The sequence below is a fragment of the Streptosporangium sp. NPDC004379 genome, assembly GCF_042873875.1.
In the GTDB taxonomy this organism is placed as follows: Bacteria; Actinomycetota; Actinomycetes; order Streptosporangiales; family Streptosporangiaceae; genus Streptosporangium.
Window position 1 is genome coordinate 211,859 of the sequence record NZ_JBIAMC010000001.1, and the last position, 21,847, is coordinate 233,705.

Annotated in this window: 15 protein-coding genes; 1 reads left to right on the top strand and 14 read right to left on the bottom strand. The window is 75.4% G+C overall.

Annotated elements, in window-relative coordinates; genetic code table 11:
- Nucleotides 1-99: 99 nt before the first annotated feature.
- Nucleotides 100-1,683 carry a polyprenol phosphomannose-dependent alpha 1,6 mannosyltransferase MptB gene (gene mptB / locus ACFYSC_RS00830; RefSeq protein WP_389954780.1) on the top strand — a complete coding sequence of 528 codons (1,584 nt, stop codon included), beginning with the start codon at nt 100-102 and terminating at the stop codon, nt 1,681-1,683.
- A gap of 99 nt (nt 1,684-1,782) precedes the next feature.
- On the opposite strand, the gene asnB is transcribed toward mptB, so the two are convergent.
- The 14 genes from asnB to gmk all read right to left on the bottom strand — a co-directional run bounded on the left by asnB (nt 1,783) and on the right by gmk (nt 21,753).
- Nucleotides 1,783-3,639: an asparagine synthase (glutamine-hydrolyzing) gene (gene asnB / locus ACFYSC_RS00835; protein ID WP_389954783.1), complete on the bottom strand. Its 1,857-nt coding sequence runs from the start codon at nt 3,637-3,639 to the stop codon at nt 1,783-1,785.
- A 307-nt stretch (nt 3,640-3,946) separates the two neighbouring features.
- Nucleotides 3,947-5,521 carry an RsmB/NOP family class I SAM-dependent RNA methyltransferase gene (locus ACFYSC_RS00840; protein WP_389954786.1) on the bottom strand — a complete coding sequence of 525 codons (1,575 nt, stop codon included), beginning with the start codon at nt 5,519-5,521 and terminating at the stop codon, nt 3,947-3,949.
- Entirely contained in the window at nt 5,518-6,465 is a 948-nt protein-coding gene (gene fmt / locus ACFYSC_RS00845; RefSeq protein WP_362934602.1) for a methionyl-tRNA formyltransferase, read from the bottom strand. The genes ACFYSC_RS00840 and fmt overlap by 4 nt, the downstream gene beginning before the upstream one ends.
- A 4-nt stretch (nt 6,466-6,469) precedes the next feature.
- Nucleotides 6,470-7,018 (bottom strand): peptide deformylase, encoded by a 549-nt coding sequence (gene def, locus ACFYSC_RS00850; protein ID WP_362934599.1) that lies wholly within the window; start codon nt 7,016-7,018, stop codon nt 6,470-6,472.
- Nucleotides 7,019-7,312: 294 nt separating this feature from the next.
- Nucleotides 7,313-8,692: a hypothetical protein gene (locus ACFYSC_RS00855; protein ID WP_389954789.1), complete on the bottom strand. Its 1,380-nt coding sequence runs from the start codon at nt 8,690-8,692 to the stop codon at nt 7,313-7,315.
- Between the two features lie 39 nt (nt 8,693-8,731).
- A complete protein-coding gene (locus tag ACFYSC_RS00860; protein ID WP_389954791.1) occupies nt 8,732-10,477 on the bottom strand; it encodes a hypothetical protein in 1,746 nt (581 codons plus the stop codon).
- Nucleotides 10,478-10,526: 49 nt separating this feature from the next.
- A complete protein-coding gene (locus tag ACFYSC_RS00865) occupies nt 10,527-12,728 on the bottom strand; it encodes a primosomal protein N' (protein WP_389954794.1) in 2,202 nt (733 codons plus the stop codon).
- Nucleotides 12,729-13,227: 499 nt separating this feature from the next.
- The gene (locus tag ACFYSC_RS00870) at nt 13,228-14,757 is read right to left on the bottom strand and encodes a LuxR C-terminal-related transcriptional regulator (RefSeq protein WP_389954797.1); all 1,530 of its coding nucleotides are present in this window, start codon (nt 14,755-14,757) and stop codon (nt 13,228-13,230) included.
- A gap of 102 nt (nt 14,758-14,859) precedes the next feature.
- On the bottom strand, nt 14,860-17,223 hold the full coding sequence (locus ACFYSC_RS00875; RefSeq protein WP_389954800.1) for an ATP-binding protein: 2,364 nt from the start codon (nt 17,221-17,223) through the stop codon (nt 14,860-14,862).
- A 136-nt stretch (nt 17,224-17,359) separates the two neighbouring features.
- Entirely contained in the window at nt 17,360-18,547 is a 1,188-nt protein-coding gene (gene metK / locus ACFYSC_RS00880) for a methionine adenosyltransferase (RefSeq protein ID WP_362934581.1), read from the bottom strand.
- Nucleotides 18,548-18,940: 393 nt separating this feature from the next.
- Nucleotides 18,941-19,309, bottom strand: a complete 369-nt coding sequence (locus ACFYSC_RS00885; RefSeq protein WP_389954803.1) for a hypothetical protein — start codon at nt 19,307-19,309, stop codon at nt 18,941-18,943.
- A gap of 243 nt (nt 19,310-19,552) precedes the next feature.
- Nucleotides 19,553-20,893, bottom strand: a complete 1,341-nt coding sequence (gene coaBC / locus ACFYSC_RS00890; protein ID WP_389954806.1) for a bifunctional phosphopantothenoylcysteine decarboxylase/phosphopantothenate--cysteine ligase CoaBC — start codon at nt 20,891-20,893, stop codon at nt 19,553-19,555.
- A gap of 8 nt (nt 20,894-20,901) precedes the next feature.
- Complete coding sequence (gene rpoZ, locus ACFYSC_RS00895; protein ID WP_362934571.1) at nt 20,902-21,168, bottom strand: DNA-directed RNA polymerase subunit omega; 267 nt, start codon at nt 21,166-21,168, stop codon at nt 20,902-20,904.
- 12 nt (nt 21,169-21,180) lie between these two features.
- Nucleotides 21,181-21,753, bottom strand: a complete 573-nt coding sequence (gene gmk, locus ACFYSC_RS00900; RefSeq protein ID WP_389956275.1) for a guanylate kinase — start codon at nt 21,751-21,753, stop codon at nt 21,181-21,183.
- Between the last annotated feature and the right edge of the window lie 94 nt (nt 21,754-21,847).

Below are 21,847 nucleotides of genomic sequence, written 5' to 3' on the forward strand. Positions count from 1 at the left end.
ATCACCCGGCGAACGCCGTCCCCACCCGGACCGTCCGGACGCGGGACCCCGGAATGTCGTAGATGATCTACGTTCGTGGGTGTTCTAAGCTGGAAGCCGATGCCGATGCCGGAGCCGGTGCTCGTCCCCGCTCCCCGCCGGGCCGCGCGGTTCGCCGGGCGCGCCTGGCTCGCCCTGACCGGCGCCTCCATCGCGGCGATGCTGCTCCTCTGCCTGGCGGGCCCCTCGGCCGCGGTGCCCGCCCTCGGAGACGGACCGCCCTGGTCCTTCGCGTCCGCCTCCGCCGCCACTCCGGTGATCCTGCTGAGCGCCGCGGCGATCGTCGCCGGCGCGCTGGGAACCGGTGCCGGGCTGTACGCGCTGCGCCGGGGCCGGCACCTCGCGCCGGGCGCGATGCTCGCGGCCTCGGCGGTGGCCGTCCTCGTCTTCGTCCTCGTGCCGCCCGCCGGTTCGACCGACGCCCTCAACTACGCGATCTACGGGCGCATCGCCGCGCTGGGGCACGACCCGTACGTGGTGACCCCGGCGTGGCTGCACGCCGTGGGCGACCCGGTCGGCGCGTTCTCCCCCCCGGCCTGGCGGAACGCCCCGTCGGTGTACGGGCCGGTGGCCACCTGGGCGCAGCAGGCCGCCTCGTGGCTGGGCGGCGCGTCGATGGCCCGCACGGTCTTCGCCTGGAAGGCGATGGCCGGGCTGGCCTTCCTGCTGTCGGCGTTCCTCCTGGACCGGCTGGCCGGGCCCGCCCGCGAGCGGCGGGTCCGCGCCCACCTGCTGTGGAGCCTCAACCCGCTGATGCTGTGGCACGTGGTGGCCGGCGGCCACGTCGACGGGCTGGGGACGCTCCTACTGCTCGGGTCCTTCCTCGCCGCGCGGCGCAGCGGCCTGGCGGCGGGTGTGCTGCTCGGCGCGGCGGCCGCCGTCAAGGCGCCGTTCGCGCTGGCCGGGGCCGGGCTGTTCTGGGCGGCCCGCCGGTCGCCCGCCACGCTGGCGGCCACGGCCGCCGGGGCGGTCGTGGCCCTGACGGCTGCCTACGCCACCCGGGGCCCGGAGGCGCTGGCGAACGTCGCGGGCAAGGTCGCCTCCCGCGCGCTGGCCGACCCGTGGCGGGTGGCGGTGGCGGCGTGGCTCGGCGAGGGGCCGGAGGCGGTCGCGCTGGAGGGGCGGCTCGCCCTCGGCGCGGCCGTCCTGGTCGGCGCGCTGCTGTGCCTGCGGCTGCCCGCGGCGCCGTACGGACCGCACTCCGGACCGCATTCCGGGGCGCAGGCCGGGCCGGGGGCGGGGACGCCGGCCGTACGGACGGCGCTGGCGTGCTGCCTGGGCTGGCTGCTCACCTCGCCGATGCAGCACCCCTGGTACGACGCCCTGCTGTTCCCGCTCCTCGCGCTCATGCCCGCCTGCCGCCTGGACGGGCTGATGCTGGTCCGCGGCGTCGTGACGAGCCTGGTCTACCTGCCCGGGGCCGCGGGACTGCTCACGCTCCCGCCCACCCCGGTCGTCCGCTGGGCCGTCGAGGTCTACCGTCCCTGGGTTGCCCCGCTGGCCTCCGACGTCGTCATCGCCTGCGTCGTGGCGCTGGCCCTGGCCGGACGGCTGGGCGCCCGGCCGCTGCCGCCGGACACCGCACCTCCCACCGGAGCGGGACGCGCGGGACGGGCGGCGGGCCGGACGGGTCCGCCGGGCTGAGCGTCTCCCCGGACGGACCCGCCGGACCCCGCTGGACCTCACTAGACCCCGCCGGACCCCGCCGGACCCCGCCGGACCCCGCCGGGGATCCGAGCCCGGTCAGAGGTCGAGCCGGACGTCGTACTCGGCCATCCAGGCGTTGAGCTGGAGAAGCCCCTCCAGCTGCGCCCGGGCCCCGTCCGGGGCGCCGCCGGGACCGGCGGGCCTGGCGAGCGCGGCCCGCGCCCTGCCGACGTCGATCAGCGGTGCGACGGGGATGTCGCGGCGGTCGAGCAGCCGGGCCGCGCGCTCGCGCAGCGCCGCGTCGTAGCCGGGGTCCTGCGTGGAGGGGTAGGGGCTCTTGCGGCGTTCCAGGACCGAGCGGGGCAGCACGTCCGTGGTGGCGGCTCGCAGCAGGCTCTTCTCCCGCCCGTCGAAGGTCTTCATCGACCAGGGCGCGTTGAAGACGTACTCCACCAGGCGGTGGTCGCAGAACGGCACCCTGACCTCCAGCCCCACGGCCATGCTCATGCGGTCCTTGCGGTCGAGGAGGATCTGCACGAACCGGGTGAGGTGCAGGTGGGAGATCTCCCGCATGCGCCGTTCCAGGCCGCTCTCACCCGGCAGGCGCGGCGACTCGGCGAGCGCCTGGTGGTAGCTCTCGGCGCGGTAGGCGGGCAGGTCGAGCTTGCGCAGCAAGGCGTCGTCGAGGAGCGCGGCCAGCCCGCCGAACCGCCCGGCCCCCGGCGTCACCAGCCACGGGAAGGTGTCGGCGGCGACCGTCTCCGGATCGTGGAACCAGCGGTAGCCGCCGAACACCTCGTCGGCGGACTCCCCGGACAGCGCCACGGTGGAGTGCCGGCGGACCGCCGTGAACAGCAGCAGCAGGGAGGCGTCCATGTCCCCGATGCCGGTGGGCAGGTCGCGGGCCCGCAGGACCGCCGCCCGTACGGAGGGGTCCATGAGGTCGGCGGAGTCGAGCGTGATGTCGCTGTGGTCGGGGGCGACGTGCCGTACGACGTCGTGGACGTAGGGGGCGTCGGGGGTGTCCCGCATCTCGTCGGGCCGGAAGTTGTCGCTGTAGCCGGCGAAGTCGACGGCGAACGACCGGATTCCGCCCGCGTCGTGCTCCTTCGACGCCTTCGCGGCCAGCGCGGTGACGGCGCTGGAGTCGAGGCCGCCGGACAGCAGGGTGCACAGCGGGACGTCGGAGACGAGCTGGCGCTCGACGATGTCGTCCAGCAGGTCGCGCACGGTCCGGACGGTGGTGTCGAGGTCGTCGGTGTGCTCGCGCGCCTCCAGCCGCCAGTAACGGCGCCGGGCCAGGCCCCGGCGGCTCACCGTGACGATCTCGCCGGGACGGACCTCGTGCATGTCCCGGTAGATCGCGTGCCCCGGTGTCTTGACGAGCGCGAGCGCCTCGCGCAGGCCGTCGGCGTCGACCGCCGCCGGGCGGGCGAGCGGATTGGCCAGGATCGCCTTGGGTTCGGAGCCGAACAGCACGCCCGCCGGGGTCGGCCGGTAGTACAGCGGCTTGACGCCCATCCGGTCGCGGACCAGCAGCAGTTCCTCGCGGAGGATGTCCCAGATCGCGAAGGCGAACATGCCGTTCAGCCGGGTGACGAAGTCGCCGCCCCACTGGAGGTAGGCGCGCAGCACGACCTCGGTGTCGCTGCGGGTGCGGAAGCGGTGGCCGCGGGCGGCGAGCTCGTCGCGCAGCTCACGGAAGTTGTAGACCTCGCCGCTGTAGGTGAGGACGGCCAGCGGCCGGCCGTCCTCCTCGGCGACCATCGGCTGCCGGCCGCCCTCGACGTCGATCACGGCCAGCCGCCGGTGTCCCAGCGCCACGTGCGGGGCCAGCCACAGCCCCTCGTCGTCGGGCCCCCGGCAGGCCATGGTGGCGGTCATGGCCAGCGCGGTGCGTCCCGCCTGCCCGAGGTCGCGGTCGAAGTCCACCCAGCCGGATATTCCGCACATTTTCCGCACCCCGTCCCGTCGCCGGTCGTCGCGCGTCCGGGACGGCCCGCCGTACCCGCCGCCACGCCGGTTGCAGCGGCACGGCGGCCGGCGAGCGCCCGCGAACGCGCAAAAGACCATTGGAACCCGGTGAAGCCGTCAGGTCCACAGGGGCGCGCCAACGAGTCGGCGGCGCACCGGACCCGGTCCGGCCTCCCCCGTCCCGCCTTCCAGCGTACGGTCACCCGCTCCGGGACGGCCGTCCCCACCCGGCGGATGACCCGGCGGCCCGGTGGCGTGCGGGAACGGACAGCGGCCCCAGCCGGCCTCAGCCGCGGCGCAGCAGGGCCAGGAACATCGCGTCGGTGCCGTGCCGGTGCGGCCAGAACTGGGCGTACGGGCCCTCACCCAGCCCCTCGATCCCGGGGAGGTACGCGCGGGCGTCGAGGGCCTCGATGTCGTCGCGACGGCGCAGCAGGTCACCGACCACGGCGGAGGTCTCGGCCAGGTGCGGCGAGCAGGTGACGTAGGCGACGACCCCGCCGGGGCGCACGGCCTCCAGGGCCGAGTCCAGCAGCGCGCGCTGCAGCCGTCCCAGCTCGGGAAGGCTGCGCGGGTCGCGCCGCCAGCGGGCCTCCGGCCTGCGGCGCAGCGCGCCCAGGCCGGTGCAGGGGGCGTCGACCATGACCCGGTCGAACGCCCCGGGCCGCCAGGCGGGGGCCGTGCCGTCCGCGGTGATCACCGCCGCCTCGCGGGTGGACTGCCGGACCAGCCGGGCGCGGTGGTACTGCAGCTCGGCCGCGACCAGCCGGGCCCCGCCCCCGAAACCCGCCGGTCCCGGCTCCCCGGTCGCCCCGGCCCCGGTCGCCTCGGCCCCGGTCCCGGTGGCCGCGGACTCTTCGGCTCCGGTGACCGTACCGGCTCCGGCGTCGCGGGCGGCCGGGTCGCCGTGCGTGGCGATGGCGTCGAGCAGGCCCGCCTTACCGCCGGGCCCCGCGCACAGGTCGAGCCAGCGGGTGTCGCGGCCGCGCACCGGGACGCGGGCCAGGGCCAGCGCGACGAGCTGACTCGCCTCGTCCTGGACGGCGGCGCGCGTCTCGGCCACCGCCGGGACGGCGCCGGGGTCACCCTCGGGGAGGTAGGCCGCATAGGGGGAGTACGCGGCGGGCAGGGCCCCTTCCCGGAGCAGCTCCTCGACCGACGCGCGGCCGGGACGGGCGACCAGCGTGACGCGGGGGCGTTCGTTGTCGGCGGCCAGCAGCGCGGCGGTCTCGTCGAAGCCGCCGCCCACGGCGTCGCGCAGCGCGGTGACGATCCACCGGGGGTGGCTGTGGACCACGGCCAGATGACCGACCGGGTCGGCCTCCGGGCCGGGGGCCACGATCCCCAGCCACTGCTCACGCGACCGGGTCGCCACCTTGCGCAGCACCGCGTTGGCGTACTTCGACGCGCCGGTGCCGACGCGCAGCCGTACCAGGTCGACGGTGGTGCCCACGGCGGCGTGCGGCGGCACCCGGGTGGCGAGGAGCTGGTGGACGCCGAGGCGCAGGGCGTCGAGCAGCGGCGGGTCCACCTCCTCGGGGGCGCGGTCGCTGCAGGCGGCGATGACCTCGTCGTAGGTGCCGAGGCCGCGCAGCGTGCCGTAGGCCAGCTCGGTGGCCAGGCCCGCGTCACGGCCGGTCAGGCGGCGTTCGCGCAGCAGTGCGGGCATCAGCAGGTTGGCGTAGGCGTCGCGCTCGTCGACGGCGCGCAGCAGGTCGTAGGCGGCGTTGCGCGGCTCGTCGCGCGCCGGCCGCCTCGGACGGCCGCCGCCCGAGCCCCGGCCGCCCCGGCCGCCCGAGCCGCCGTTCCGGCCGGGGCCGTGCCCGCCGCGGGACGCGCCGCCGCTCCCCTGGCCGCTCATGACGCGCCGCCCATGAGGTCGTCGTCGCCCGGCCGCACGCCGCGGGCCCACTCCAGGGCGCTCATCACGCGCTTGCCCTGCGGCTGCACCTCGCCCAGCTCCACCGGGAAGGTGGCCGTGCCGACCAGCACCGACCTCCTGGAGGCCAGGATCCGGCCGGGGGCCGGGGCGTCCGGGCCGGCGGCCTCGGGGACGGGCCGTACCGGGCCGAGCTTGAGCCGCAGGCCGCGGAACTCCGTCCACGCGCCGGGAGCGGGCGTGCAGGCGCGGACCAGCCGGTCGATCCGCATGGCGGGCGCCGACCAGTCGACCCTGGCGTCGTCCACGGTGATCTTCTTGGTGAAGCTCACCCCCTCGGGGGGCTGCGGGACGGCCTCCAGCGTGCCGTCCTCGATCCCGTCGAGGGTGGCGGCGAGCAGCCCGGCACCGGACTCGGCGAGCCGGGCGAGCAGGGCGCCGCTGGTGTCGGAGGCCCGGATCTCCTCGGTGAGGACGCCGTAGACCGGGCCGGCGTCCATCTCCTTGACCAGCCGGAAGGTGGTCGCGCCGGTGATCTCATCGCCGTGCAGGATCGCGTGCTGCACCGGGGCGGCGCCCCGCCAGGCGGGCAGCAGCGAGAAGTGCAGGTTGACCCAGCCGTGGCGCGGGACGTCCAGGGTGGCCTGCGGCAGCAACGCGCCGTAGGCGACCACCGGGCAGCAGTCGGGGGCGATCAGGCGCAGCCGCTCCAGGAACTCCGGATCGCCCGCCTTCTGCGGCCGGAGGATCTCGATGCCCGCCTCCTCCGCCAGCTCCGCGACGGGGCTCGGGTGGACCTTCCGGCCGCGGCCGGACTGGGCGTCCGGCCGGGTGACGACGGCGGCCACCTCGTGGCGCGAGGAGTCGAGCAGGGCCCGCAGGGAGGGCAGGGCGATGTCCGGGGTACCGGCGAAGACCAGACGCAAGGTCCTACAGAGCCTTCCCGTGGGTGGTGTGCGGGGAGAACTTGATCGCGGGCGCGGCGATCCCGCTCCACTCGGCCTCACGGATCGCCTTCATGGCGAGCTTGCGCTGCTTCGGATCCATCCGGTCGATGAACAGGATGCCGTCGAGGTGGTCGGTCTCATGCTGGAAGCAGCGGGCCATCAGGTCGGTGCCCTCAAGGGTGACGGGCTCGCCGTGCATGTCGAACCCCTTGGCCACGGCCCGGATCGCCCGGGGCGTGGGGAACGACAGGCCGGGGAAGGACAGGCAGCCCTCCTCGCCCTCCTCGTCTTGGTCGTCGGACAGGTCGAGGTCGGGGTTGATCAGGTGCCCGAGCCGGTCGTCCACGTAGTAGGTGAAGACGCGCAGGCCCACGCCGATCTGGGGCGCGGCCAGGCCGGCGCCGGGGGCGTCCATCATCGTGTCGGTGAGGTCCTTGACGAGCTTGCGCAGCTCCTTGTCGAAGTCCTTCACCGGCTCCGCGGGGGTGCGCAGCACCGGGTCGCCGAAAAGACGGATCGACTGAATGGCCAACAGGCTCTCCTCACGCTTCTCAGGGGATCCCCCAAGTCTAAGGGCCCGGACCGGGTCCACCGGCTGTGCTCATGGCGACGCTGCGCGTCGCGGCTCGGGGGCTGGTAACCGGTGCCTTCCCTCGTCACTCCGCCGCTTCGCTCCCTGTTGATGGCGACACTGCGTGTCGCGGCTCGGGGCTCTTGATCCGGTGCCTTCCCTCGTCACTCCGTCGCTTCGCTCCTGCGTTCCTCAGTCCAGACACCGGCGCCCCTCGCGGCGCCCCTCAGTCCAGACACCGGCGCCCCTCGCGGGTCAGCGCGAGCGGGCCTTCATCGCGGCCTTGCGGGCGGCCTTGGCGACGGCCGGTTCGCCGTGCCGGGCGGCCAGCAGGTCGAGTACGGCGATCGTGTCGGGGTGGCCGGCCCGGGACATCTCCTCGATCACCCGGACCGGGTCCTCGCCGGGTTCGAGCAGGTCGAACTCGCGCGCCACGTCGGAGGCCCGGCCGGGACAGGTCATCGCGGCGAGGGTGTCGACGGTGAGCCAGGTGCGGTCGGCGAGCGTGAGGGCGGGCGCGGGCAGGTCGCGGATGTGCAGCCAGGAGGCGGCGTAACGCCACATCGCGGGCTCGGCGAGGGCCTCCCGCAGCGGGACCTCGGCCTCGGGGCCGAGCTCCTCCAGGATGGAGCCGACGGTGGCGCGCTGGGCGGCCGTGCCGGACGCGGCGATCTTGACCAGTTCCCGGGCCGCGGCCTCGGGGGTGCGGGAGGCGAGCCACACGGTGACGGCGCTGGGGGCGGCCGAGCGGTTGGTGACCGCGTCGACCAGCTCGGTGGCGTCGATGCCGGCGAAGACCGCGACCTCGGCCGCGGTGGGCGCGTCGTGGCCCTCGCGCAGCAGGTCCTGGCGGACAGCCCACATGCCGAGCGGGGTCAGCCGGGGCAGGCCCGCGGGGGAGGTCTCGATGATCCCGCAGTAGCCCAGCAGCTCCAGCGCCGCCTCCAGCTCGGCGGGCAGCGCGGCGGCCAGGGCCCGCATCTCCGCCGGGCGGGCCTGGCAGGCCACCTCGTGGGACTGCAGGATGCCCTTGACGAGCGTGGCGCGGGACAGGCCCTCGTTCACGGCGTACATCGTGGCGAGCATCTCGGCCAGGTGGTCGTCGACCACGGCGGAGCCGGTCAGCGACTCGTCGGCGCGGTCCAGGACGTCCATCACCACGCCGTCCCAGAACTCCAGCAGCACGGCGGGAGGCGGCGAGGCCGGCGGCGCCAGGGGGCCGGGCGACGCCACGCCCCGCATGATGCGGATCATGCGGGTGTTGACCGCGACGACCCACAGCAGGTGCAGCCGGGCCGGACCCGGCAGGCCGAGCTCGGCGCAGGGCAGGAACGGGTCGGGCAGCAGTCCCTCGGGCGTCACCTGGCGGGTGCCCGTCCACGCGGCCAGCCGCCGGGCGTCGCGCACCAGCGGGACGTCGAGAACGGCGGCGGCCAGCTCCTCGTCGGGGGCGAGCCGGACCGGCGGGAAGCTCAGCGCGTCGGGACCGCAGCCGGGGCAGTCGCAGTCGCCGTCCGCGGCGACCTCGTCGAGGACCGCGGCGCGCGCCTCGCGCGACCCCGATCCCAGCTCCTCCACGAGCCTGCGCAGCTCGCCGAGATCGAAGACGTTGCCGGAGTTCCCGCTCTTTGCCACCCGAGCAACTTACTGCACTCGAGCCCCACGGGTGTACGGCTAGCCGATGGCGCGGGAACGTGCCTTGAAAGCGGCCTTGCGGGCGGCCTTGGCGGTGGCCTGGTCGCGCATGGAGCGGCCGAGCAGCTCCAGGACCTCGACGACCTCGGGGTGGTCCACCCGCCACATCTCCTCGATCACGTGGGCCGGCGGGCCGGAGGCCGAGATGTTCTCGGCGAACGCCTCGGGGTCGTCCTCGGCGGCGGAGATGGCCAGGGCGAGCATGTCGACGCTCATCCACAGCGCCTCGTCGGGGGTGAGCCCCGGCGCGGGCAGCCCCCGGGCGGAGAGCCAGTGGATGGCGTGCGGGCGCAGCTCGGCCTCGTCCAGGCGGCGGCGGACCGCCTCCTCGGCCTCGGGTCCGAGCCGGTCGACGATCGACACCGCGACGCCCCTGACGACCGCCGCCGCGCCGGAGGCCGCGTCGAGCAGCTCGACGGCGGCCTCCAGCGGCGGCCTGCCGCGCAGCCAGCCCTCGATGTCGGCCTCGGCCATCTCCTCCGGGATGCCCGACAGCAGCTCCTCGATGAGCTCGGGGGCGCCGACGGCGACCATGTCGGCCACCTCCGGCGCCTCGATGCCGAAGGCGCCGTACAGCTCCCGCATCCCCCACACGGCCAGCGGGGTCAGCTCCAGGGCCTCCGGAGCCGGGTCGTCGTCCTCGCCGTCGCCGGGACCGCCGCCGGGACCGCCGTCGCCCTCGTCGTCGGCGGGGCCGTCCACGCCGGTCTCGGCCAGCCCGCAGTAGGCCAGCCGCCGCACGAACGCGGAGAGGTCCACCGGCCCGTCGTCCAGCAGCCCGATCCCCTCCAGGTGCTCGGCGACCGTGGGCAGCGGCACGGGCTCCTGGAGGCGGTAGGCCATGTCGAGCAGGGTGTAGAGCTCCTCGTCGAGGGCCGGGTGGCCGGTGACGGCGCCACCCGGGCCGGAGGTCAGCAGGAAGCCCACGGCCGCCGTCCAGACGTCGAGCGGAGCGGGGTCCTCGCCGTCGAAGACGGCGTTGCGCTCGACCCGCACCAGACCCGCGTGCACCGCGAGGTCCCACAGCAGGACCGGGTCGGCCACCCCGAGCTGGGCGCGGGCCTCCGCGGCGTCGCGGACCCGCAGCCGCCCCCTGACGGTCGGCGTGCGGCCCCCGGCCAGCATCCACTGGGCCAGCCGCCGGGCGTCGCGCACCAGGGGCACCCGCACGACGTCGGCGGCCAGCTCCTCGCGGGGCGCGAGCCGTACCGGCGGGAGCGGCGGGGAGCAGGCGGGGCAGTCGCACGGCTCGTCGCCGTGCTCCCCGTCGTGTCCCCCGGCCCCGGCCTCCGACGGCTCCGGCGCGTCATCCTGCTCCAGCGAGTCGGCGCCCATGGCGCTGAACAGGCTCTTGGCCATGCCGAACAGGGAGGTGTCGGCGAGCGCCACCGGCATCTCCGGCTCGATCCGGTCGAGGGTGGAGCGCATCCGCGCGGCCATCTTGCCGCCGATCTCCTCGGTGGCGAGCAGGAAGTCGACGAGCGTCCGGGCGGCGGCGACGGTCTCGGCGGCGCTCTCCGGCGGGGCGATGACCTTCCGCGGGTAGATGTCGAGCAGCAGTTCCTCGAAGGTGACCGGGGTGAAATCCCCCAGTTCGTGCACGTTCAGATAGTCGCTCGCGTAGTCGCAGAGCAGCCGGACCTCGTCGACGTCGACGTCGACGTCCCGCGTGCGCCCCCACTCGCGCAGGTCGGCGACGGCCCGATTCACCCATTCGATCGACACAGGGGAAAATTAACGGCTTACCGACGGCACCGCGAATCGGGGAAACACGTCAAATCACATCGAGAGGGTCAATGCACACCCGGACCGGCTCCGGGCTCTTGCGTGCCGAGCGCACTCCGACGGCCCCTTTCAGCGCGGTGGCGAGCGCCGTCCCCGACCCCTGTGAGACCCGTATCATGGCGCGTTCCCGCACCTGGTCGCCCCTGTGCGTCTCGACCGGCACGGGTCCCAGAACCTGCGCCCCGTCCGGCAGCGTCACCTCGCCGAGCATCTCCCTCACCGCCGCCGGCGAGCCGGTGAGGGTCGCCATCCGCACCGCGGGGGGGAAACCCAGTTCTGTCCTGTCGGCCAGTTCCCGTTCGGCGTGGGTGATGGGATCCCAGCGCAGCAGCGCCTGCACGGCCGGCGCCCCGGAGTCGGCCATGACGACCAGCTCGGCGCGGGGCCGCAACAACGCCGCGGCGTTCATCCAGCGGCGCAGCGTCTCCTCGCCCGCCCGCAGGTCGGGCCGGCCGAGCAGGGCCCAGCCGTCCAGCAGCACGGCGGCGGCGTAGCCCTCCTCGGCCACGGGCTCCGCCCCGGGCGTGGCGACCACCAGCGCCCGGCCGGGACCGACCGTGGTCAGCACGCCGTCCCGGCCGGAGGTCCTCACCTGGATCGAGGGGAAGGCGCGCCCCAGCTCCTCCGCCGTCCGGCGGACCCCGACGATCTGCGCGCGCACCCGGGACGCGCCGCAGGCCCGGCAGCGCCAGTCGCCCGCGATCCGCCCGCACCAGCGGCAGTACGGCACGGCGTGGCCCGACCGCAGGGCGAGCGGCCCGGAACAGTGCCCGCAACGGGCCCGCGCCCGGCAGTTCTGGCAGGCCAGCGCGGGGAGGTAGCCGCGCCTCGGGACCTGCACCAGCACCGGGCCGCGCTCCAGACCGGCCCGCAGGGCCCGCCAGGCGAGGCTGGGCAGCCGGGCGGCCCGCGCCGCCTCGTCCCTGGCCAGCTCCGCGTCCTCGCCGGCCGGCCGTACCCAGGGGGCCCTGGTCCGGACCGTCTGGCGGGCGGCGACGAGGGTGCCGGCCCAGCCGGTGGCCAGCAGCCGGGTGGCCTCGGCGGTCCGGGCGTGTCCGCCGACGAGCAGGCCGGCGCGGCTCTGGTGGGCGCGCAGCGCGAGCACCTCGCGGGCGTGCGGGTACGGCGCGAGCCGCTCGGCGTGCAGGTCGTCGCCGTCGTCCCAGATGACCGCCAGCCCGAGACCGGTGACCGGGGCGAACGCCGCGCCCCTGGTGCCGACGACGGCGCGCACCCGTCCCCGGGCGACCCGCAGCCACCGGCGGTAGCGCTCGGCGGGCCCCAGGTCGGCGGTGAGGGCGACGTGCGCTCCCGGGCCCAGGACGGCCGTCAGCGCCGCGTCGGCCAGCGCCACGTCCTTTCCGTCGGGCACCACCACGAGCGCCCCCCTGCCGCCGCGGAGGGTCTCCCGTACGGCGACCGCGACGGCGCGGGGCCACTCGGGACCGTCGCCGGTGACGCCGGGCAGCGCGGTCCACACGGCGCGCGGCGCGCGTCCTTCGGCGAGGGCCGAGAGGAACGCCTCCCCGTCGGGGTAGTCGGCCCAGGGCCCCGGGCCGCCGGAGACCGGAGAGGAGGCGGGACCGTTGAGATCGCCGGGATCACCGGGACCGCCGGGACCGCCGGGATCGCCGGGACCGTCCCCGGGAGCGGTGCCGCGCCCGGGATCGCCGGGCGTCTCCGCGCGCTCCTCCGCCTCCGCCCGGGCGTGGCGCGGGGGCACGGCCAGGCGCAGCACGTCGGCCATGGTCCCGGCGTAGCGGTCGGCCACGGCGCGTGCCAGCGCGGCGATCCCGGGGGTGAGCACCGGTTCCGGGGAGACCACCCGCTCCAGGCGGGCCAGCCGGCCCTGGTGCTCGCTGGCCTCGGCCCGCTCCAGCAGGAACCCGTCCACGAGCTTGCCCGCGAAGCGGACACGGACCCGCACGCCCGGCACCGCCTCGGCGTCCATGGCGGCCGGGACGAGATAGTCGAACGGCCGGTCGAGGTGGGGCAGCGGGGTGTCCACGGCGACCCTGGCGACCGGCAGCACAGCGGCCGGCTCCGGCACACCCCTGGCGGGCGCCCCGGCCCGCCGCGACGCGCCCGGCGCCGCCTCCCCGGCCCGCTCCCGGCGCACGGCGTCGAGCGGCAGCAGCGCACCTTCGTCGCAGGACGGGCGGGCGCCGGGTGCGGGTCGGGTCTCGGTCACCCACCTGGTCTACCAGACCCGGCCACCCTGCCGGGCATGGGAGGATCCGGCCGCCGCCATCGCCGGCGGCGCCGTGGGCCGGCCACCCGCCGGGCATGGGTGGAACACCCCACCCGGCGGCGGACGCCCGGGCCGCGTCGCGCCGCGCCACCGGGTGGGAGACGCGTCCAGGGCCAGTGGGTCACGCCCGACACGGGGCGCGTCCCGGCGACAATCAGGTGGAAGGGGACCCCTCCCATGTCCCACCCGAACGCTGCGGAAAGCCGGCACACGCGTGGTGCCCCACTGGCCGCGTCCATGATGACGGCCCGGCTGGGCGTTCCGCATCGGTTGATGTGCCTATATCGGGCTCGTCCCTGTCCGTTCCCATCCGTCCTTGGGCGTTCCCCGGCGTTCCATCCGTCCTTGGGCGTTCTCCCACGTTCCCGCCCGTCCTCGGGCGTTCCCCGGCGCTCCCGGCCGTCTCCGGGCACGGGGCCGGTCGCCGTACCGGAGCCGGTCACCGTACGGTGTCGTCCCCGGACGCACGCGCGGGCGGCTGCCGGTCGCTCTCGGCCACCCAGGCGGCCACCTGGGTGCGGGAGGCCAGTCCTCCCTTGGCGAGGATGTTGCGGACATGGGCGTCCACGGTGCGCTTGGCGATGCCCAGCCGCACGGCGATCTGCGGGTTCGACAGCCCCTCGGTGATCAGCTCGGCCACCTGGAGCTCCCGGGCGCTGAGCGTCCCGGCGACCGCCTGTCCCGTCCGCGCCGGCTGGCGGGCCCCGCACACGGGCCGCCAGACGCCGCGTGGCTGCCGTGGCGCGGACGGCCGCGCCCGGTGCCCCGCCGGGTGCTCAGGGCGCTCGGGATGCGCGGGATGCTCGGGGCGCTCCGTGAGCTCCGGGGGCTCGGGGCCGAACCGCCGGTAGAGCTTCGGCATCCGGTACCGGTCCCCCGGCTCGCGCAGCACCACCGACGACTCGACCAGCTCGGCCAGGACCGGCGCCACCCGGTCCGCACCGAGCGCCGCCGCGCAGGCCCGCTCGGCGGCGGCCAGGTCGAAGGGGCCGGGCAGGGTTCCGAGCATCGACCACATCCTCCGCTGCTCGGCGTCGCACAACCGGTGACTCCACTGCACGGCCGCCCGCAGGTCCCGGTGGCGCGGCAGCACGCTCCGGCTCACGCCTCCCAGCAGGGTGAACCGGTGGCGCAGCTCCTCCAGCAGATCCCCGGCCGACATCGAGCGCATCCGGGCCGCGGCCAGTTCGACGGCCAGCGGCAGCCCGTCCAGCCTGTCGCAGATCTCGGCGACCACCGGCGCGGCGGCGGCGGTCAGGGTGAAACCGGGGTCGGCGGCCACCGCCCGGTCCTCGAACAGCCGCACGGCGTCCGCCTGCGGCAGCGGCGCCAGCCGCAGCACCCGCTCCCCCGGCAGGCCGAGCGGCCTGCGACTGGTGGCCACCACGGTGACGCCGGACGCGCCGGCCATCAGTGACCCGGCCAGCCGGGCCGCCTCGCCGAGGAGGTGCTCGCAGGTGTCGAGGACGAGGAGCATCCGCCTGTCACGCGGCCTCGGCGCCGCCGGAGCCACGCCCGCGGGGGCCGGGCCTCCGGGAACCGCGTCCTCGGTGACGGCGATGGCGTCGGTGGCGGCGGCGACCGTGACGGCCTCCCACACCGTGCCCGGCGCGGCGTCCCGGGCCCCGCTCCCCCTCGCCTCCCGTGGCCCGCTCGACGCCGCCTCCCGCGCCTCGTCCCGTGCGGGGAAGGGCGCGTGCCGCCCCAGAGTCGCGGCGACGGCCGCCGCGGGGTCGCCGGTGCCCGACAGCTCGACCCGCCACACCCCGTCGGGGAACAGGCGGCGCAGACCGCCGGCCAGGCGCAGCGCGGTGCGGGTCTTGCCCACTCCGGCGGGACCGGTGACGGTCAGGAGCCGCGCACCGGCCAGCAGGCGCGCGGCGTCGGACAGCTCCCCGGCCCGTCCCACGAAGCTGGACAGGTCCACCGGGAGGTTCCCCGGCCGCCGTCTTCCCGGCCGTGCCGTCATCACCGCCTCCTCTCCCCCTCCGGCTCTCGTTCCCCGGCTCTCGTTCCCCGGCTCTCCGGCGGATCTTCGGCTCTCCGGGGAACAGAACCTAGCAGCCGGCGCTCACGAGCCCCGGCGGCGCCGGGTCGCCCACGCCGCGATCTGGGCGCGCGCCGAGAAACCCAGCTTGGCCAGGATGTGCTCGACGTGCGAGTCCACGGTCCGCTGGACCACCATCAGCCGGTGGGCGATCTGCCGGTTCGTCAGCCCGTCGGCGACCAACTCGGCGACCTCTCGCTCCCTGCGGGTCAGCGGCGCCCAGTCCCCGGCGTCCCGTACGGCCCCGCCCGGCGCGCCCGCGGTGTTCCCGGCGTCTCCGGCGTCCCGGGCGCCCTGGCCCGGCTCCTCGCCCAGCGCGTAGGCGACCGCCTCCGCGAGGCCCATCCCCGCGCCCTCGCGGGCCGCCCGTTCGGCCTCCCGGGACGGAAGCCCCCTGCCCACCGTCTCGGCCCAGCGGGCGCTGTCGGCCGTCATCACCGGGTAGCCCCCCTCCGGCAGCCCCTTGTCGCTCCGGCCGGCCCGCGCCGCGGCGAGCAGTCGCCCCGCCCGGGGCAGGTCGCCCTCGCAGGCCGCGGCGCAGCCCAGCAACTCCAGGCAGAAGACGATGCCCACCGCGTCCGCCAGCCGCCGTTTGACCCGCAGGGAGTCCCGCGCGTACGCCGCGGCCCGGCCGGCGTCGCCCTCGGCCAGCGCGACCAGGCCAAGGCCGTAGTCGGCGTAGGCGCTCGCCCACTCCTCCCCCAGCTCCATGCAGATCCGGCGGCACTCCAGGAAGACCTCCCCCGCCCGTGCCGTCTCCCCACCCCAGGCCAGGCTCGTGCCCAGCTCGATCAGCGCGGGCAGGAACACCTCGGGCACCTCCCCAGCGGGGACGAGCCGCTCGGCGGCCTCACCCAGCATGCGCTCCGCACCGCGCATGTCGCCCTCCAGGAAGGCGGCCGTGCCGCTCATCTTGAGATGGACCAGGGGGATCAGGGGGGCTCCGGGCGGGGAGTGCCCGGCGCACTCCTCCAGGAGCGACCGGGCGAGCTCCAGGTCTCCACGGGCCTCGGCGATGTAGACGAGGGTGAGCGTCCCCCAGGCGCGGGCGTCGTCCCACGGCCCGGGAAGGGCCAGCAGCCGCTCCAGGTGGTGGCGGCCCTCCCGGAGCATCCCGCAGGCCACCCAGAGGTACCACAGCGACGCGGCCGTCATCAGCCCGATCTCACGCAGAGCGGCGTCCTCGGCGCACAGGTCCAGGGCCGCCCGCAGGTTGGGCCAGTCCCGCCGGACCCGGATCCACATCCGCAGCTGGTCGCCGTGCCGGCCGGCGTCCTTGCCCCGCCGCGCCAGACCGGAGTAGTGGTCCAGGTGGCGGCGGCGCAGCCGTTCCCGGTCGACGCCCCCGGCCGCGACGCCGTACTCGCGGATGATGCCCGGCAGCCGGTAGACGGTGTCCTCGTCCTGCCTGACCGGCACGACGATCGACTTGTCCACCAGCCCCAGCAGTGCCGGGAGCACCCGTTCGGGAGGCAGCTCCCCGTCGGAGCACACCACCTCGGCCGCCGCCACGTCGAAGGAGGAGACGAAGACCGGCAGCCGCGCCCACAGCAGCCGCTCGTCGGCGGTGCACAGCTCGTGGCTCCACTCGACGGTGGCCCCGACGGTCGGGTGCCGCCCGCCCGCCGTACGGCCCGCCAGCAGCCAGAGCCGGTCGCCGAGGAAGCGCAGGATCAGCCCCAGCGGGATCTCGCGGGCCCGGGCGGCGGCCAGCTCGATGGCCAGCGGGATGCCCTCCAGCCTGACGCAGATCTCGGCGATCCTGGCGGCGTCGGCGTCGGAGGGCGCGTAGCCGGGGTTCGCCGCGGTGACCCGCTCCAGGAACAGCGCGACCGCGTCGTACCGGGCGAGCGCGGCCGGGGAGGTCCCGGCCCGCGGACCGGGCAGAGCCATCGGCGGCAGCGCCACGATGTGCTCACCCGGCACGCCGAGCGGCTGCCTGCTGGTGGCCAGGATCCTCAACTCGGGACTGTTCTCCAGCAGGGTCTGCGCCAGCTCCGCGCAGGCGTCCACCAGGTGCTCGCAGGAGTCGAGGACCAGCAGCGCCCGCCCGTCGCCGAGCCGGCCGGCCAGCCCCGGGTCCCCGGGACCGGCGAGCGTGCCGGTGGGGTCGAGCGCCCGGGCCACCGCCAGCTCCAGGTGGCCGGGGTCGCCGACCCCGGCCAGCTCCACGACGTGGACGCCGTCGGCGAAGGCCCGGCGCACCCCGGAGGCGGCCTCCACCGCCACCCGCGACTTGCCGACGCCCGCCACACCGGTGACGGTGACCAGCCTCGACGCCTGGAGGAGGCGCCTGATCTGGCGGACCTCCTTCTTGCGCCCCACGAAACCTGTGATCTCCACGGGCGGTTCGCCCGCCCCCGACCGCCCGTCCACGTTCTCCCCCAAGATCCTTCAGGGAGAAAATACCCCCTGCCGGTGACCGGCTCGCGATCAAGGTCGCCCGAACGGCACAGCCCCCGTGAGCGAGCTCACGGGGGCTGCCGGGCGGATCCGGTCGGCGGATCCGGGTGCGGTCTGCGATCTACAGGCCGGCGGCGGTACGCAGGGCCTCGGCCCGGTCGGTCGCCTCCCAGGAGAACTCCGGACGGCCGAAGTGGCCGTAGGCGGAGGTCGCCGAGTAGATCGGGCGCAGCAGGTCGAGGTCACGGATGATCGCGGCCGGACGCAGGTCGAAGACCTGGAGCACGGCCTCCTGGATCTTCTCGATCGGCGCCTTCTCGGTGCCGAAGGTCTCGACGAAGACACCGACCGGGTGCGCCTTGCCGATGGCGTAGGCGACCTGGACCTCGGCACGGTCGGCCAGACCGGCGGCCACGATGTTCTTGGCGACCCAGCGCATGGCGTAGGCGGCCGAGCGGTCCACCTTGGACGGGTCCTTGCCGGAGAAGGCGCCGCCGCCGTGACGGGCCATGCCGCCGTAGGTGTCCACGATGATCTTTCGGCCGGTCAGGCCGGCGTCGCCCATGGGGCCGCCGATCTCGAAGCGGCCGGTGGGGTTGACCAGCAGGCGGTAACCCTCGGTGTCGATGTCCAGGCCGGCGAGCACCGGGTCGACCACGTGCTCCTTGATGTCCGGCGCCAGCATCTCCTTGAGATCGATCTCGGCCGCGTGCTGCGTGGAGACGACCACGGTGTCGAGGCGGACCGGCCTGTCGCCGTCGTACTCGACGGTGACCTGGGTCTTGCCGTCCGGGCGCAGGTAGGGAACGGTGCCGTCCTTGCGGACCTGGGACAGGCGCTCGGACAGGCGGTGGGCCAGGGTGATCGGCAGCGGCATCAGCTCGGGGGTCTCCCGGCAGGCGTAGCCGAACATCAGGCCCTGGTCCCCGGCGCCCTGGCGGTCCAGCTCGTCGCCGGCCTCGCCCTCACGGGCCTCGTAGGCGTCGTCGACGCCCTGGGCGATGTCGGGCGACTGGGCGCCGATGGACACCGAGACGCCGCAGGAGGCGCCGTCGAAGCCCTTGTGGGAGGCGTCGTAGCCGATGTCGAGGATCTTCTCCCGGATGAGACCGGGGATGTCGACGTAGGTCTCCGTCGTCACCTCTCCGGCGACGTGGACCTGGCCGGTGGTGATCAGCGTCTCGACCGCGACGCGGCTCCTGGGGTCACCCTTGAGCATGGCGTCGAGAATCGCGTCACTGATCTGGTCGGCGATCTTGTCCGGGTGGCCTTCGGTGACCGACTCGGAGGTGAACAGGCGACGGGACAAGTCAGTGGCTCCTCATGCAGCGGCTGCTGGCGTCTGGGGCTCTGGCGTCGGCACGACGCCAGTAGCGCTCCGCCGAAGTCTAGCCCCCCCTGTGACGGCGCCGCGAAACCATCACGTTCGTATCATCTCGTGTCGGGGCCGGTGCCGACATCTCGCATCGTGCCGCTGTGCTCATGGCGACGCTGCGCGTCGCGGCTCGGGGCTGTGTTGATGGCGACGCTGCGCGTCGCGGCTCGGGGGCTTTTTGAGCCGGTGCCTTCCCTCGTCACTCCGCCGCTCCGCGGCTGCGCTCCTCAGTCCAGACACCGGCGCCCCCTCGCGGGTCCAGACACCGGCGCCCCCGAGCGGGCTCACGGCGACGCTGCGCGTCGCGGCTCGGGGGCGGGGTGGGGGTCAGAGGTCGGGGAGGGGGTCCGGGGGGAGGGTCTCGGGGGCGAAGACCTCGGCGTCGGCGGCGGAGATCACCGCCGCGTACTCCTCCTCGATCTCGAAGACCATGCCGCCCAGCTCGATGGCCGCGCCCACCGAGAACTCGACGGGCCCCAGGCGGGTACGGCGCGCGTGCGTGGCGTACACCGAGGTCGGCATATCCCGGTCGAAGAACCGGGTGGACAGGACGAAGATCGACCGGCTGGAGACCACGATCAGGAAGGTGGCCATCCCGGGTGAGCCCACCGACAGGGCGGGCAGGACGTAGCGGATGTCCTCACCGGGGGGCAGCAGGGCGCGGCACCGGGCCCGGACGGCGGCGGACACCGGCATGGTGGACTCCTCCCGGCCGGACGCGTTCCACGACCTTCCGGACGAAGTATCCGCCTACGGGGGAACCCCGGCAAGCGCTTACGGAGATCCGCCGGGAACCTCGCCCGTCACCGGTCGGCGTCAGCCGGGACGGACGCCCCCTGCGGGCACCGGCCGGGACCCCGCCGAGAACCCGGAAGGTGCCCGCCGTACCCGCCGGAGGACACGGCCGGGGTCCGCGGAGGACCCGTGGCGGGCGGCGGGTCAGGCCAGGCGTTCGGCGACGAGGTCCCAGACCACGTCGGCGAGGTCCTCCTTGGGACCGCGGGGCACATCTGTCCGGCCGCCGTCCGCGCCCAGCACCACGGCCGCGTTGTCCGGGGTGCCGAAGGCCAGGCCCGCACCCACCTGGTTGACGACGAGCAGGTCGCAGCCCTTGCGGGCGAGCTTGGCGCGGCCGTTGGCCAGGACGTCGTCGGTCTCCGCGGCGAAGCCCACGATGACCCGCGGGTACGGCTTGAGCCCCTCGCGGCGGCGCTCCCCCAGCTCGGCGAGGATGTCGGGGTTCTCGACCAGGTGGACCGGCTCGGGCCCGGCCGAGGTCTTCTTGATCTTCGAGTCGTGCTGCGCGGCGGGCCGGAAGTCGGCCACGGCGGCGGCCATGACGACCGCGTCGGCGCCCTCCAGCGCCGCCAGGACGGCCTCGCGCAGCTCCAGGGCGGACTCCACCCGGACCACCGTCGCCCCCGCCGGGTCGGGCAGCGAGACGTTGGCGGCCACCAGGGTGACCTCGGCCCCGCGGGCGACGGCCGTGCGGGCCAGGGCGTACCCCTGGAGGCCCGAGGAGCGGTTGCCGATGAAGCGGACCGGGTCGATGGCCTCGCGGGTGCCCCCGGCGGAGACCACCAGGCGGCGGCCGGCCAGATCGGGGCCGCGCCCGCGCAGCGCCCGGCGGCAGACCTCGAAGATCTCGCGGGGGTCGGGCAGCCGGCCGCGGCCGGTGTCGGCGCCGGTCAGACGGCCCACGGCGGGGTCGATGACGATCGCGCCGCGCTCGCGGAGCGTGGCGACGTTGGCCCTGGTCGCCGGGTGCTCCCACATCTCGGTGTGCATCGCGGGGGCGAACACCACCGGGCACCGGGCGGTGAGCAGGGTGTTGGTCAGCAGGTCGCCGGCCAGCCCGTGGGCGGCGCGGGCGAGCACGTCGGCGGTGGCGGGCGCCACCACCACCAGGTCGGCGCCCTGGCCGATCCGGACGTGCGGGACCTCGTGCACCGAGTCCCAGACGTCGGTGGCGACCGGGTTGCCGGACAGCGCGGCCCAGGTCGGCTCGCCGACGAACCTCAGGGCCTCGCGGGTCGGGACGACCCGGACGTCGTGGCCGGACTCGGTGAACAGGCGCAGCAGCTCGCACGCCTTGTAGGCGGCGATGCCCGCGCTGACGCCGAGGACGACGGAGGGGCGGTGCGGCCGGCCCTCCGCGCGCGCCGCGGCGTCAGCGGGGAGGCCGTGCCGGTCACCGGCCGGGTCGCCGATCAGACCGTCGATCGGGCCGTCGTCCGGCGCGGCCGGGCGGCCCGCCGCCGGGCCCTCGCCAGACGTCATCGGTGTGACTAGCCCTCGATCGGCTCGGAGGTGAGCAGGCCCTCGCTGACCTCGCGCAGCGCGATGGACAGCGGCTTCTCCTGCGCGTGGGTCTCGACCAGCGGGCCGACGTACTCGAGCAGGCCCTCGCCGAGCTGCGAGTAGTAGGCGTTGATCTGCCGCGCCCGCTTCGAACCGAAGATCACGAGGCTGTACTTGCTGTCGACGATCTCCAACAGCGCGTCGATCGACGGGTTGGTGATGCCTTCGGAGTAGGAGGAGGTGTTGGTAGCCACGTGTGATTTCCCCTAGCTAGGTGAACGGCCGGGGCGCGAGGCCTCGGGAGCATCAGCCATCAAGGCTATCAGCCGGTGGCATACATCCCGGACGGACGTGTTGACAAGAGTCAGGTCGAACTCGCTCTCGGCCGCCATCTCGACGCGGCCGGCCGCGAGGCGCCGCTCGATGACGTCCTCGGGCTCGGTGCCCCTGCCGCGCAGGCGCTTCTCCAGCTCCTCCCAGGTCGGGGGGGCCAGGAAGACCAGGAGGGCCTCGGGCATGGTCGCGCGCACCTGCCGCGCGCCCTGCAGATCGATCTCCAGTACGGCGGGCACCCCGGCGGCGAGCTTCTCCAGCACGGGGCCGCGCGGCGTGCCGTACCGGTTGCCGGCGAACTCGGCCCACTCCAGCAGCTCGCCGGAGGCGACCAGGCGGTCGAACTCCTCGTCGTCGGCGAAGAAGTACTCCACGCCGTGGGTCTCGCCCGGACGGGGCTTCCTGGTGGTCACCGAGACCGACAGCCACACCTCGGGGTGTGCCCGCCGGAGCTCGGCGACGACCGTGGACTTGCCGACGCCCGACGGCCCCGAGAGGACCGTCAGGCGCCTGCCGGCCGGGCCGGAGAGGGCTTGCGCCCGCTCGCGGCCCGCGGCCGAGGACGTGGAGCCGCCGGACCCGCTTTCAGCGGCTTTCCCC